Source organism: Pseudomonas sp. CHM02, from assembly GCF_000612585.1.
GTDB lineage: Bacteria > Pseudomonadota > Gammaproteobacteria > Pseudomonadales > Pseudomonadaceae > Aquipseudomonas.
Genome location: NZ_JFCA01000032.1, coordinates 37,760 through 50,413, shown reverse-complemented (window position 1 = coordinate 50,413; position 12,654 = coordinate 37,760). Strand labels below are relative to the sequence as shown.

Here is a 12,654-nt window from a genome sequence, read left to right as displayed (position 1 = left end):
CATGCACAACACTCATCAAACCATCGACCTGCCTTCTTTGCGCAAACAGAAGATCCTGTTGCTGCTGGAGCGCGACGGTAAAGTCACCGCCGCCGAACTGGTGGAACATTTTGCCGTGTCCCAGGACACCATCCGCCGCGACCTCGGTGAACTCGCCGCCGCCGGCCTGTTGCAACGCGTACACGGCGGCGCACTGCCCCGCCCCAAGGACACCGGCAAAGATTTCTTCACCCGCGTCGGCGAGACTAACGAGACCAAGCGCCAGCTCGCCCGACTGGCGGCCGACCGCGTGGAAGATGGCCAGATCGTGCTGTTCGATTCCGGCTCCACCACCCTGCAGATCGCCCAGGCATTACCCCACTCGATCCGCCTGACCGTGGTGACACCGTCGCCCATGATCGCCATTGCCCTGGCCGACCATCCCGATGTGAAAGTGATACTCGCGGGCGGCCAGCTCAACCCGGCGACCCTGTCCACCAGTGGCCATGAAACCGTGCGGCTGATCCAGGGCATCAAGGCCGACCTGCTGTTTACCGGCGTGTGTGCGCTGCATCCGCAAGTGGGCATCAGTTCGCTGCATTTTGACGAAGTGGCGGTCAAGCAAGCCTTGCTCGACAGCGCGTCCCACGTGGTGGCGGTGACCATGGCGGACAAGCTCGGTGCGGTGGAGCCCTTCGTGGTGGCGCCATGCAGCCGCATTCACACACTGATCACCGAGTGGCATGTACCGAGTGTGGAGGCGTACGAGCAGCTAGGGTTGGAAGTGTTGCGGGTGGAGGTCGAGTAAGGACAGCGCATCGGGCGTTGCCAGGCCGCTGGCGGTGTTGTCGAAGATGCACCAGGTGGAAATGCCATCCGCCACGGACGCGCTCAACAAGCGCGCGTACGCCGCAACCCGTTCGGGCCCGTAGGCACTGTGATAGATACGCGGCGTTCCATGCAGGCGCCAATAACGCACGCCCTGCCAGCCCGCCGGGGCATCTCCCGAGGCGAACACCGGCGGGTCGGCGGCCACTCGCCCAACCTGCAGAGCCTGCAACATCCCTTCGGCCGCCAGCCAGCTCGCATGCCGGGGTTCAAGCACCACAGCCCCGGCAAACCGTTCGCGCAACGCCATGAAGAATGCGTTGGCAACAACCGGTTCGTAGCTCAGCAACGGCGGCAATTGCACCAGCAGGCAACCCAGCTGTGTGCCCAGTTGCAGGCATTGCCCGAGAAATTCATCGAGTGCCGCCTCGCAGCCTTGCAAGCGCAGCTCGTGGGTAATGTGCTTGGGCACCTTGACCGAAAATCGAAAGCCTGGCGGCACCGATTGCGCCCAACGCGCATAGGTCTTCGCCAGGTGCGGGCGATAGAACGAACTGTTGATTTCCACCGCATTGAAGCGCGACGCATAGCGCTGCAAATGCGTGCCCCCGGCGGCAAACGCCGGCCAGTATTCACGGGGCAGACTCCAGCCCGCACAGCCCACTGACAGCACTGCGGTCAAAACAGCACCTTGGCCGCATCGCGCATGAAAATCTCGATGGTCTTCGGGCCCACACCGTCGAATTCCCCAAGGCGCTTTTCGAAGCCCTCACGGTTCTCGCTGGCACTGAGCATGCGGGTGATCTTTCCCGCGTACTCGGCGTTCAACTTGGCGCTGAGGTCGAGCAAACGCTGTGCGGTGGTTTCGTCATAGCGCACATAGTGGGCACGTCCGAGCATGGCCACCAACTCACGCGATGTGCAGTGCTGCAACTTGCGCGCAGTGTCGCGACCGTGTTCTTCGACAATCACCTTGTAGGCCTGCGCGGCAATCGGTGCCTGGATACGCTTGCCCATGAGAAAACTGGCGATAAACCACTTGAACAGACCACTGTCATCGTCGGGTTGGAGATCGATGCCCAACTCCGACGCGGTGATAGAACGGGCCATGTTCAGCGGCCCAGCTTGCGCTCGGCCTTGGCGGCCTGTTCGTTGATGGCATCGGTCTGGCGCTGAGTGTCTTTGATCGAGGTCGGCGTCACGACTTTATCGACGGTTTCAGTCTTGGGATTCGGGCGCTCCAGGGTCTGGCCTTTCGCGGCTTTGTCTGTACCCTGCTGGGCCTCTTCGGAGCTGATGGGGGCCGGGGTTTTGTCGGCAGTCATGGTCTGTCTCCAGTCAGATGAAGGCCCGCAGGAATGCGCGGGCGCTTAAAACAGCAGAGGCCTGCCGGTTTGGATAGTTCAAGGAAATTGCCCATGCCAACCGCCCAGGAAATAAGCGCAAATTAATTTAAACCTTTGCCGTCCCAGCCGGATCAACTCTCCCATATCCCCTCCTTCGCTCACCCATCAGGAGACACTCGATCATGAGTTCACACCTCAACGGCAAGAAGATTCTAGTCATCACTTCCAACACTGGCATCGAGCGCGATGAACTGCTCAAGCCACTGGAAGCACTGCGCGGTTATGGCGCGACGGTGACCCACGGTTCCAGCAAAGGCGGCACCACCCAGACCTTCGTCGACGACACCGAGAAAGACAGGACCGTGGAGTCCGACGCGAAACTGTCCGAACTCTCCGGCGCCGACTTCGATGCGCTGGTCATTCCCGGCGGCACCGTCAACGCCGACACACTGCGCCAGGATGCGGCGGCCTTGAAACTGATCAATGAATTCGTGCAAGCGGGCAAGACCGTGGCGGCGATCTGTCACGGGCCATGGGCGCTGATTGATGCGGGCGTGATCAAGGGCAAGACCCTGACCTCCTACAAGAGCGTGCGCATCGACCTGGAAAACGCCGGCGCCGCCGGATGGGTCGATGCCGAGGTCAAGGAATGCAAGGCCAATGGCTGGACATTGATTACCTCGCGCACACCGGATGATTTGCCGGCGTTCAATGAGGCGATTGCCAAGGCCGTCGCGGGCTGATTTTTTACAGCGCAACGAAAACAGGCGCCTTGATGGCGCCTGTTTCGCATCGACTCATGCCTCAGCTTTTACGGTGCTCCTGTTTTACGATGCTCTGGCATTTCCCGTTTAGGCCCAAACATCGCCCAGGCAATCAGGCCAAACATCGGCACAAAGATCAGCACCACCAGCCACAGCCCCTTGGTCTCCCAGCCACCGGTGCTACGCAGCACGACATTGATCGCCCACAATTCCAACAGCAGCAGAATCACCGCCAAACCGATCCAGATATATTGAATTTCCATGCTTCACCTCCTAGGTCGTATGCATTAGGTCAAGCGTCGGCCGCGAGGGTTCATTAAAATTTTCGCAGATGGTGCGGCGTTGTGGATTGCAACGCGCCAAACGCCCAACCATGCAAGGTGCACGACGAGTATCGCGCCGCGCTACTTCTAGCCCCTTGAATTACATGGTGATTCGACAAACGCTCAAGTTGGTACAACTGATGCACCTCTTGACGGGACGAGGCGTGCATTTCGACACGCCCTGAGTTCCCGTGAGGTGTCACCCATGAATGCCATTGACCTGCTCAAAGCCGACCACGAACGCGTGAAGGCGCTGCTGACTCAATTGAGTGAGTCCACCGAACGCGGAGTAAAAAAACGCACTGAGCTGCTGGCCAAACTGGAAGCGGAAATCAGCCTGCACACCCGGCTGGAAGAAGAAATCCTCTACCCGGCGTTCCGCAAAGCCGGTGGCAAGGAACAGGACATCATGTACCACGAAGCCAAGGAAGAGCACCGCACCGTCGACTCCCTGGTACTGCCCGACCTGAAGCAGACCGAGCCTTCGACAACGGAGTTTTCCGGCCGCGTCAAAGTGGTCAAGGAACTGCTGGAGCACCACATCGAGGAAGAAGAAACCGAGATGTTCCCCCAGGCTAAAAAGCTGCTGGGCAAAGCGTTGCTTGACGAGTTGGGCGCCGAAATGGAAGCGATGAAAACGGCGCATAAAAAGTTGCAGTCGACCAAGCCCATGGCGGCTTGATCGAGGCATGACGGGAGCCTGGGGGTGATCCAGGCTCTTGCTACCTCCACACGCTAGGGGATTGCGTCATGAAGACCAGATCGTCCCAAAGGATTTTACTCATCGTCGGCCTATCAGCCCTGCTCACCGGCCCCGCCCTCGCCGCCTTTGGCGATAACCCGCAACCGTCGTCCAACGCCTTGAGTGGCGACAGCGCTAGCGGCTCTGCCCTACCACCGGGCACCTACCCCAGCAGCCCCTCAAACAGCGACAAGAACAGCAAAGACACCGACAAGCAGCCGAGCAAATCGACCAAACCGGCTGACACTCACAAACCGGCCAAGGAAAAGCCGCGTTCAGGCAGTTGACAATCGGTAGACCTTGACCCGTGGAATACCGGCGGCTGCCAGCAGGTCGATGTCCAGGGCATCCAGGCACTTGTCGGCGCTCACCACCGGTTGACCACGCTCCAGCACCTGCCCGCGCTTGCGTACGTGTTCACCCAAGCGCAACGGTGGGCACCAGATACGTGGGCCATACACGCGGCAGCGTTGCAGGGGCACCACGCTGTCGGCCCCCGCGGGCAGCGGCGCACCGCTGAAGGTCCGTGCGGCCTGCCTTGCCTGCAACGGCACATCGCGGCTGTCTGGCTCGACAACAACCAAGTAACCGCCGAGCTCCGGCACGTCGAACGCACGCAGGGCATAGCCGTCCAAGTCGCTGCTGTCCCGAGCCGGCACATCGAGGGGTGAAAACACGTCTTCGGCAGTCACCCGCCCAAGGGCCTGGGCCAGGGTAATCATCTCGGTGCAAACACAACGGCGCGGGATCAGGTCCGCCATGATCCAGGCTCCCGGCGCTGAAAACACACAGGCCACCGGCGACGCAATGGCGCAAGGGAAAGGGGCATGGCGCGTTCCTCCAGAACGTTCGCCACAGTGTGGGAAGCGACGCCGTATCACGCCTTGATCGCGGTCAACAAACGTGCGCGGCATGACACCGCACGCCTGTTCATTACCGCGCAAGAACAACTCAGTTCCGGTCGAAACGCTCCCGCGCCTGGCGAAAATCCTCGCCCTTCTCCACCACCCAAGTCCACAGTGGGATCATGTGCACCAGCAGTTCCGTCCCGAGGGTCGACAGCTCGTATTCGACCTTCGGTGGCACTTCCTGGAAGTCATGGCGCAGCACCAGCCCGTCGCGCTCCAACTGGCGCAAAGTGCGAGTCAGCATGCGTTGGGTGACACCGTGCATGCGCCGGCCGATCTCGGCGTGACGCAGGCGACCGCTCACACCCAGCACGTGCACGATGCCCAGGGACCAGCGGTTTCCCGCATGGGTCAGCACTTCGCGCTTGAGGCCGTCATCGTCAGCGCTCAGGGCATCACAGGCTGCCTGTGAACGGCGGATGATCTCGTCGTTATCCATGTGGGCGTCTCGGTATCACGGGTGTGCCTTCTTATGCGCAGCGATTAATTCTGCAAGCATGCCACGACTTTCAACCCACACGGAGCCTCCTATGACCTCCTCTTCCATCCTGGTACTCGGTGCCGGCGAACTGGGCATGGCCGTCTTGCACGCACTGGCCGACCTAGCCGCACCGCGCGGCACCCGCATTGCCGTACTGCTGCGCCCCGCCAGCCTGCAATCGGCGGCGGCCAGCACGTTGGCTGAACGCGGTATCGAGCGGGTACCCGGTGATCTGCTGAACGACAGCCTAAGCACGCTTGCCGGGATCTTTGCCCCTTTCGACACGGTGATTTGCTGCACCGGTTTTGCCGCCGGCCCCGGTACCCAGCTCAAGCTGGCGCGAGCCGCCATCGAAGCAGGCGTGAGGCGTTATGTGCCGTGGCAATTCGGCGTGGACTATGACGTGATCGGGCGTGGCAGCCCGCAGGATACGTTCGATGAACAACTCGACGTACGCGACCTGCTGCGCGCCCAGCAAGGCACACAATGGCTGATCATTTCCACGGGGATGTTCACCAGTTTTCTGTTCGAACCCTCGTTTGGCGTGGTCGACCTGGCACAGAACAGCGTGCATGCCCTGGGCGGCTGGGACACCGCCGTCACCGTCACCACACCTGAAGACATCGGCCGGCTGACCGCGCAAATCGTATTCGCGCAGCCGCCGCTCGCCAACCAAGTGGTGTTCACCGCTGGCGACACCCTGTCCTATGGGCAACTGGCCGATACCGTGGACGCCGCCCTCGGTATCCAGCTCAAGCGCGAGCCCTGGCCAGTGCCGATGCTGCTGGACGAACTGGCGAAGGATCCCGACGACAACCTGAAGAAATACCGTGCAGTGTTCGCCCAGGGCAACGGCGTGGCCTGGGACCCGGCCGTGACGTTCAACGTCCGTCACCAGATCGCCGTGACGGACGTTGCCGCTTGGATTCGCCAGCACCTCAAGGCACCGGCAACCAACCGCTGAACTCACCACGGGTATTCAACGGGCACCAGGCGAAGTCCCATTCCGAGCCCGGCAACGCCTGGTGTTCGGCGCCCGCCAACGGCGGTCCCTTCCAATCGAACACCGTTGCACCTTGCCAGGCCAGGACCACACCTCGGGCCTGGCTTGCGTCTGTATGGACCCAGCGCGCGGCCGCCGCGGCCATGAAGGCCTCGATGGGTTCATCGTCAGTCTGCGCTCGATACACGGAGCCCAGCAGCCAACGGCAGACGTTCAGGTGATAGGTCCAATCCAGCGGCGGCTGATTGCGATAGGCCCAGGTCATGAAGCTGCGAAACAGGTTCAGGCCCTCGGGCGGGTCGAGCTTGAGCAGCGCCGGGCAGATATCGAACAGGGTGTGCCAATACGGCAACAGCCGTGCGTCCAGGTGCACGAAGCTGCGGGAATTGCTGGGGTATTCAGGCAGCGCGGGCTCCGCGTGCAGGCGACGGGACGCCTTGCTGACCAGGCGGCGGGCGCCTGCGGGCAACAGGTGGTTCATGAAGCGCACTCACAGTCATGACGATGGAATGCCTCCTCGTCTCAGGAGGCCCAGGGCATACGTCAGAATGCGGGGGAAGCGCGGGGGTTGGCCGAGGGCCAGGAATAACGCGGCGGCGCCTTGTTGCGCCGTTCATGGGCCGGGCGCGGGGTTTGCCCAAGGCCGAGCAGCCATGCCAGTCCGATCAGGAACACCAGGGTGACGGTCAAGGCATTGCAGACGGGGCAGGCAAAGTAGTTCGAGATGTTGCTGGAAGACGGGCTGCCCAACCCTTTGTCGGAAACTGGCGGCTGGCTGCCGTCCACCGAACAGAACGCCCCGCCGATGCCATTGAGGGCCTGGCCCATCATCTGCCCATGCCCCAAACCGCAGACGAACAGGTTCATCAGCACGCAGAAGTACAGGGCCCAGGCGATCAGCGAACGGTCAGGGTGGCTCAATTTCATGGCGGCGACTCTACCACCAGAGCCGCAGAAGGATGAAGCGCGGCATGCCCCTGTGGCAGAACGTCGCAGATTACGTGGACCTGCCAGGGTTGGTAGACTGGGCGCCCTCAAAGCCTGACGTATTGATCCAGAGCAATGCAGGCGCTTCACAGGATGCACAGTTGATGAGTACGTTATTCACCCGCCGCAAAGTGCTGACCGGTATGGGCCTGCTGGGCCTGGGCAGCCTGCTGGGCGGCTGTGACTACAGCCCCAGGCTGAACTTCAAGTACGGCAAGGACTTGAGCGACAAGATCATGGGTCGCACCTTCAAGCTCAAGAACACTGACGGCGAGACCGTCACCCTGAGTTCGTTCCGTGGCCTGATGCCGGTGGTGTTCTTCGGTTTCACCCAGTGCCCGGCCGTGTGCCCGACCACCCTGGCGCGCGCCGCCCAGGCCAAGAAGCTGATGGGCCGCGACGGCGAAATCATGCAGGTGGTGTTTATCACCCTGGACCCGGAACGCGACACGCCCGAGATTCTCGACAAGTACGTCAAGGCCTTCGACCCCAGCTTCGAAGCGCTGTACGGCACCCCGGAAGAAATCGCCGTGGCCGCCAAGGAATTCGGGATCTTTTATGAAAAGATCCCCGCCGGCGACACCTATACCCTGTCCCACACGGCCACCAGTTTCGTGTTCGACACCCGTGGCAACCTGCGCCTGGGCCTGCAGGCATCCCTTACTGCTAAAGAGTGCGCAGAAGACCTGCTCACCGTCATGGAGGTCTGCTAATGACTGCCGTTCAACACCTCAAACGCGCCCTTGTCGGCATGACCTTGCTGGGCCTCGCCGCCCACGCCAGCGCCCAGGTGCACGTCACCGACGCCTGGGTACGCGCCAGTGTGCCGGGCCAACCGTCCAGCGGCGCGTTCATGACCGTCACCGCCGACAGCGCCAGCAAGCTGCTGAGCGTGGCCTCGCCAGTGGCCAAGGACGTGCAGATCCATGAAATGAGCATGAAGGACGACGTGATGCGCATGGGTCCGGTGGACTCGGTGGCCCTGCCGGCCGGCAAGGCCGTGACTCTAGACCCTAACGGTTACCACGTGATGCTGATGGGCCTGACCGGCCAGATCAAGGAAGGCGACCAGGTGCCGCTGACCCTGACCGTGCAAAATGCCAAGGGTGAGAAGCAGACGATTGAAGTGACAGCGCCTGCCCGTGGCCTGGATGGGATGGACCACAGCAAGATGCACTGAGTCACAGCACGCGCAAATGGGCCGCCGGCGCAACGCTCGGCGGCTCGCGCAGAAAATCGATCAGCGCCCGCAGCTTGCGGCTCACACGGCGGCGATCGGAGTAATACAGGGTGAAGCCGGGCAATGCCGGGCACCAGTCTTCGAATAGGCTGACCAGTTCACCACGGGCGACAAAAGGGTCGATATGGCCGCTGATCATGTAGCCGATACCCAAACCATCCAGCACGCTCTGCACCAACGCTGAAGAATCGTTGACGATCATTCGGCCGCGCACTGCCAATTGCAGGGTTTCCTGGCCGTTGGCAAGGTCCCAGCGTTCGACCACGCCGCTGGACGCACGGAACGTGATGCAGTTGTGCTGGAGCAGTTCGCTGGGATGTTGCGGTGTACCGTGTAGCGCCAGGTAGGCCGGCGCGGCAATCACGCGCATGCACAGAGGCGGCCCGACCTTGACCGCAACCATGTCCTGCTCGACGAAATCACCGAAGCGAATACCCGCGTCATAGCCCAGGCGGACGATGTCCACCAATGCGTTTTCCAGGGTCAGTTCCAGGTCGATCTGCGGGTGGGCTTCGAGAAACGCCGCGAGCAAAGGCTGCAGCACGGTCATGTAGGCGGCACGCGGCACGTTCAGGCGCAGCAGGCCGGACGGTGAGCCGCTGCTGTCCCCCACTTCCAGGGCGGCGGCCGTCAGGGCCATGACCGCCGGTTGCACTTTGGCCAGGAACCCCAGCCCCGCTTCGGTCAGGCTGACGCTGCGGGTCGTGCGATTGAACAGCGCCACCCCCAGGCGCCGCTCCAGGTTGCGAATCACCTGGCTGACCGCTGACGGCGACACACCGAGGCGCACGGCGGCGGCCGAGAAACTGGCATGTTCGGCGACGCAGACGAACGTCACCAACCCGTCGAGTTGATCCTGGCGCATAAAGGGTTCCGCATAAAATGAACGGTATAGCACAAGCATTATGAAGATAGGCTTCAAAGCATGAATAGGATTAGGGGGCTAGTGCATTCAATCAAACCCTGCCCGCATACTTAAAAGCTCTGCCATCTACACTTACTATATATTTTCAATCTGAAAACAGACTCGATAGCCTGACGGCTCACAACTCCAAAAATAAATCGGGTATTCCTGTGAACACATCCCCCCGCGCCCTCAAAAGCCTGCTTCATCTGGCGGTGGCTTTCGCCCTGTTCAACAGCGTTGGCGCCCATGCCGCCAACACCGGCGAACTGCCCTGCACCACCACCGAACAATGCGCCGCCCAGGCAGCGAAAGTCGGCGCCACGCCTGACAGCTCGCACACCGAGCACAAGGCCAAGGGCGATCCGACCCAGACCCAATTCGCCTGGCTGAACCGCATCAACAAAGCCTCGATCGTGATGCTCACCGAAGAAGGCATCGTCAAACCCGAGATGGGCCAGAAGATCGCCGGCGGCGTGCGTTACGCGATTGCCCAGGCCGACCAGCCCGGTGGCACGCGCCCCAGCGATGTGCTGCAACTGGAAAAAATCATGACCGACAAGATCGGTCCCGAGGCCTCGCTGATCCACTCCGGCCGCAGCCGCCAGGACATGCTCGCCACCTACCGCCTGGCCGCCCTGCGCAGCCAGGTGCTGGCCTACAGCGAAGCCCTCAACGCCACGCGCCTGCGCCTGCTGAACATTGCCGACAAAAACGTCGACACCCTGGTCCCGGCCTACACCAACGGCGTGCAGGCCATGCCGATCAGCTATGCGCATTACCTGCTGGCGTTTGAAGCGGCATTTGACCGCGACGGCCAGCGCATCCGCGAGCTGTACACACGCTTGAACAAGAGCCCGATGGGCACCGCTGTGCTGGCCAACTCCGCCTACCCGCTGAACCGCGAGCGCCTGGCCGAGTTGCTGGGCTTTGATGGGGTGCGCGAGAACTCGTTGGACTCCAGCCAGGTATCGACCTATGACATTCCGATCGAAGCGGCCAACCTGGCGTCGTCGTCGGCGATTCGCGTCGGCGCCATGATTGGCGACATCCACACCCAGTACCATCAGATCCGCCCGTGGTTGCTGCTGGATGAAGAAGCCACCTACACCAGCAGCGCCATGCCGCAAAAACGCAACCCCGGCCTGCTGATGCGTGCCCGCGAGACCGCCTCGGATGTGGTCGGCCTGGCCCAGGCCGTGACCCTGCGCGCGCACAACGTCACCACCGGCATGACCGACTACAAGTTCGCGTTTGATTCACTGGGCGTGTTCCGCTCCACCAAGGAAATGTTCGAAAGCCTGGACGCGGTGCTCGATGCGCTGCAGATCAACCCGCAGCGGGCGCTGGAAGAGCTGGAATCGGAATGGACCACCTCGATGGAACTGGCCGACACCCTGGAGCGCCAATTCAAGGTGCCGTTCCGTATCGGTCACAGCTTTGCGTCGCTGATCGTCACCGAGGCGCGCAGCAACGGCACCACACCGAAAACCTTCCCGTACGCCGACGCGCAGAAGCTGTATAGCCAGGCGGCCGACAAGTACAAGTGGACGCCCAACACCTTGCCGCTGGATGAGGCAGGCTTGCGCGCAGCCCTGTCGCCCACCACCATGGTACAGACCCGCAAAGGCACTGGCGGCCCGCAGCCGCAGGAGGTCAAGCGCATGCTGGTGGAGGCGCGCAAGACGCTGGAGGGCGATCAGCAGTGGTTGAAAGAGCGGCGTGAAAAGCTGCAGAGCGCTGAAGGCAACCTCGACAAAGCGTTCGACAAGCTCGCCACTACCAAAAACTGACACCCTCGCCCCGCAAGAGCCGGCTTGCCGGCGATCGCGCCCCTGAAGACCTCGCTGATCTCAAGGACGCATCGCCGGCAAGCCGGCACCTACAGGGGGCGGTGTGTGAGTTGGGCGTGCAATGCCTCACGGTCAATCGACCGTTGCCACCCACAAATCGCCAGGCACGCCACGCAGTTGCCCAGCACATTGGTCAGCGAGCGGCATTTCATCAAGCGTTCCACTCCCAGCAGCAACCCGACGCCTTCCAGCGGCACCAGTTGCAGGATGTTCAAGGTGGCGATCAACGTGAACAACGCCGAGCCCGCCACGCTGGTGGAGCCCAGCGACGTCACCATGCAGATGACCAGCACCGCGAGCAGCTCCGGCACGGCGATCTCGACCCCGGCCATATGGGCCAGGAACATGATGGCGGTGGTCAGGTACAGGTTGGTGCCAGCCAGGTTGAAGGTGTAGCCGGTGGTCAAGACCAGACGCATTAATTGGCGATCACAACCGAGGGCTTCGAGTTTATTCACGCAACCTGGAAGTGCAGCGACAGAAGAGCCCGTAAATGTCACCAATAACAACTCTTCTTTTAAATACACAATCAACCGGGACAACTTGACCCCGACCAATCGGGTAAGCGTGGCAAACACTAAAACTACAAACAGTGCACTGACCAGGTAAATAACCACGACAAACTTCAACAACGGCAATACTGAACTTACACCGTATTTCCCCACCACAAAGGCCATCGCTCCAAACGCTGCCAACGGGGCAAACCTGAGGACGATCCGCAGCAGGTAGAACAACCCTTGCACCCCGGTTTCCAGCCAGCCCAGGCAGCGGTTGCCCAAGGCGCTGCCGCGGCCCAGCAACAGCCCGCAGACCACGGCGGCAAACATCACCTGCAGCACCAGGCTCTGGGTGAACACACGATATAACGTGGAGGATGCCGACAGCAGCGACAGCTCGTGCAGGAAGCTTTCCGAAGGCACCGGCGGCGTCGACAACACCCCGTGTTCCAGATTGAACACCCAGCCAGTGGCCATGCCCAGCATCAGCGCGGCGCAGGACATCAACTGGAAGTACACAATGATCCGTCGCACCACATGGCGGTGATGAGGTTCGCGCTTGATACCGGCGACCCCGGTGGATACCAGTACAAACAACAGAAAGGGCATCAACCCGCCGACCACTCTGATAAAAGTGTCACTGAGCACTTTCATATCAATCGCCAGGTTCGGATACACCAGGCCCAGTATCATGCCAAGTGCAATGGCAATCAAAATAGGCAGGGTTCCGTTCTTGGCGTATCGGGTCGGCATCGGTACTCCAGCCTGTTTTTATTTATTGTTATTGTCGCCCTTCGCA

General features: G+C 61.4%; 18 protein-coding genes. 8 read left to right on the top strand and 10 right to left on the bottom strand.

Going from position 1 to position 12,654, the window contains the following annotated elements:
- The first annotated feature begins 1 nt into the window (after nt 1).
- Nucleotides 2-787 carry a DeoR/GlpR family DNA-binding transcription regulator gene (locus BM70_RS0119350; protein WP_025857512.1) on the top strand — a complete coding sequence of 262 codons (786 nt, stop codon included), beginning with the start codon at nt 2-4 and terminating at the stop codon, nt 785-787.
- Here BM70_RS0119350 and BM70_RS0119345 read toward each other — a convergent pair.
- The 3 genes from BM70_RS0119345 to BM70_RS0119335 are packed head-to-tail and all read right to left on the bottom strand — an operon-like array spanning nt 752 to nt 2,132.
- Nucleotides 752-1,489: a DUF72 domain-containing protein gene (locus BM70_RS0119345; protein ID WP_025857511.1), complete on the bottom strand. Its 738-nt coding sequence runs from the start codon at nt 1,487-1,489 to the stop codon at nt 752-754. The genes BM70_RS0119350 and BM70_RS0119345 overlap by 36 nt on opposite strands.
- Nucleotides 1,486-1,917: a hypothetical protein gene (locus BM70_RS0119340; RefSeq protein ID WP_025857510.1), complete on the bottom strand. Its 432-nt coding sequence runs from the start codon at nt 1,915-1,917 to the stop codon at nt 1,486-1,488. Before BM70_RS0119340 ends, BM70_RS0119345 begins: the two co-directional genes overlap by 4 nt.
- 2 nt (nt 1,918-1,919) lie before the next feature.
- Complete coding sequence (locus BM70_RS0119335; protein WP_025857509.1) at nt 1,920-2,132, bottom strand: hypothetical protein; 213 nt, start codon at nt 2,130-2,132, stop codon at nt 1,920-1,922.
- A gap of 203 nt (nt 2,133-2,335) precedes the next feature.
- Here BM70_RS0119335 and BM70_RS0119330 point away from each other — a divergent pair, with 203 nt between their 5' ends.
- Nucleotides 2,336-2,896, top strand: a complete 561-nt coding sequence (locus tag BM70_RS0119330; RefSeq protein WP_025857508.1) for a type 1 glutamine amidotransferase domain-containing protein — start codon at nt 2,336-2,338, stop codon at nt 2,894-2,896.
- 68 nt (nt 2,897-2,964) lie between these two features.
- Here the strand turns inward: BM70_RS0119330 and BM70_RS0119325 are convergent, their stop codons facing one another.
- A complete protein-coding gene (locus BM70_RS0119325) occupies nt 2,965-3,180 on the bottom strand; it encodes a PLDc N-terminal domain-containing protein (RefSeq protein WP_025857507.1) in 216 nt (71 codons plus the stop codon).
- 265 nt (nt 3,181-3,445) lie between these two features.
- On the opposite strand from BM70_RS0119325, the gene BM70_RS0119320 reads away from it, so the two are divergent.
- Together BM70_RS0119320 and BM70_RS0119315 are read left to right on the top strand one after the other, a co-directional pair.
- Nucleotides 3,446-3,922, top strand: coding sequence for a hemerythrin domain-containing protein (locus tag BM70_RS0119320; RefSeq protein WP_025857506.1), 477 nt, complete (start codon nt 3,446-3,448; stop codon nt 3,920-3,922).
- Nucleotides 3,923-3,990: 68 nt separating this feature from the next.
- Nucleotides 3,991-4,269 (top strand): hypothetical protein, encoded by a 279-nt coding sequence (locus BM70_RS0119315; RefSeq protein WP_025857505.1) that lies wholly within the window; start codon nt 3,991-3,993, stop codon nt 4,267-4,269.
- Here BM70_RS0119315 and BM70_RS0119310 read toward each other — a convergent pair.
- Both BM70_RS0119310 and BM70_RS0119305 read right to left on the bottom strand, forming a co-directional pair.
- Nucleotides 4,258-4,743 carry a hypothetical protein gene (locus BM70_RS0119310; RefSeq protein WP_025857504.1) on the bottom strand — a complete coding sequence of 162 codons (486 nt, stop codon included), beginning with the start codon at nt 4,741-4,743 and terminating at the stop codon, nt 4,258-4,260. The genes BM70_RS0119315 and BM70_RS0119310 overlap by 12 nt on opposite strands.
- A 190-nt stretch (nt 4,744-4,933) precedes the next feature.
- Nucleotides 4,934-5,329, bottom strand: a complete 396-nt coding sequence (locus BM70_RS0119305) for a helix-turn-helix domain-containing protein (RefSeq protein ID WP_025857503.1) — start codon at nt 5,327-5,329, stop codon at nt 4,934-4,936.
- A gap of 91 nt (nt 5,330-5,420) precedes the next feature.
- Between BM70_RS0119305 and BM70_RS0119300 the strand changes: the two genes are divergently transcribed.
- Nucleotides 5,421-6,335: an aromatic alcohol reductase gene (locus BM70_RS0119300; protein ID WP_025857502.1), complete on the top strand. Its 915-nt coding sequence runs from the start codon at nt 5,421-5,423 to the stop codon at nt 6,333-6,335.
- Here BM70_RS0119300 and BM70_RS0119295 read toward each other — a convergent pair.
- Entirely contained in the window at nt 6,310-6,855 is a 546-nt protein-coding gene (locus BM70_RS0119295; RefSeq protein ID WP_025857501.1) for a putative natural product biosynthesis protein, read from the bottom strand. The genes BM70_RS0119300 and BM70_RS0119295 overlap by 26 nt on opposite strands.
- A gap of 62 nt (nt 6,856-6,917) precedes the next feature.
- Entirely contained in the window at nt 6,918-7,301 is a 384-nt protein-coding gene (locus BM70_RS0119290) for a DUF2946 domain-containing protein (protein WP_025857500.1), read from the bottom strand.
- Nucleotides 7,302-7,465: 164 nt separating this feature from the next.
- Here BM70_RS0119290 and BM70_RS0119285 point away from each other — a divergent pair, with 164 nt between their 5' ends.
- Nucleotides 7,466-8,074, top strand: a complete 609-nt coding sequence (locus tag BM70_RS0119285; RefSeq protein ID WP_025857499.1) for an SCO family protein — start codon at nt 7,466-7,468, stop codon at nt 8,072-8,074.
- Nucleotides 8,074-8,541: a copper chaperone PCu(A)C gene (locus BM70_RS0119280; protein ID WP_025857498.1), complete on the top strand. Its 468-nt coding sequence runs from the start codon at nt 8,074-8,076 to the stop codon at nt 8,539-8,541. Before BM70_RS0119285 ends, BM70_RS0119280 begins: the two co-directional genes overlap by 1 nt.
- A gap of 1 nt (nt 8,542) precedes the next feature.
- Here BM70_RS0119280 and BM70_RS0119275 read toward each other — a convergent pair whose 3' ends face one another.
- Nucleotides 8,543-9,466, bottom strand: coding sequence for a LysR family transcriptional regulator (locus BM70_RS0119275; protein ID WP_025857497.1), 924 nt, complete (start codon nt 9,464-9,466; stop codon nt 8,543-8,545).
- Between the two features lie 209 nt (nt 9,467-9,675).
- Here BM70_RS0119275 and BM70_RS0119270 point away from each other — a divergent pair, with 209 nt between their 5' ends.
- Entirely contained in the window at nt 9,676-11,298 is a 1,623-nt protein-coding gene (locus BM70_RS0119270; protein ID WP_025857496.1) for an argininosuccinate lyase, read from the top strand.
- 89 nt (nt 11,299-11,387) lie between these two features.
- On the opposite strand, the gene BM70_RS0119265 is transcribed toward BM70_RS0119270, so the two are convergent.
- A complete protein-coding gene (locus BM70_RS0119265; RefSeq protein WP_025857495.1) occupies nt 11,388-12,608 on the bottom strand; it encodes a cation:dicarboxylate symporter family transporter in 1,221 nt (406 codons plus the stop codon).
- Between the last annotated feature and the right edge of the window lie 46 nt (nt 12,609-12,654).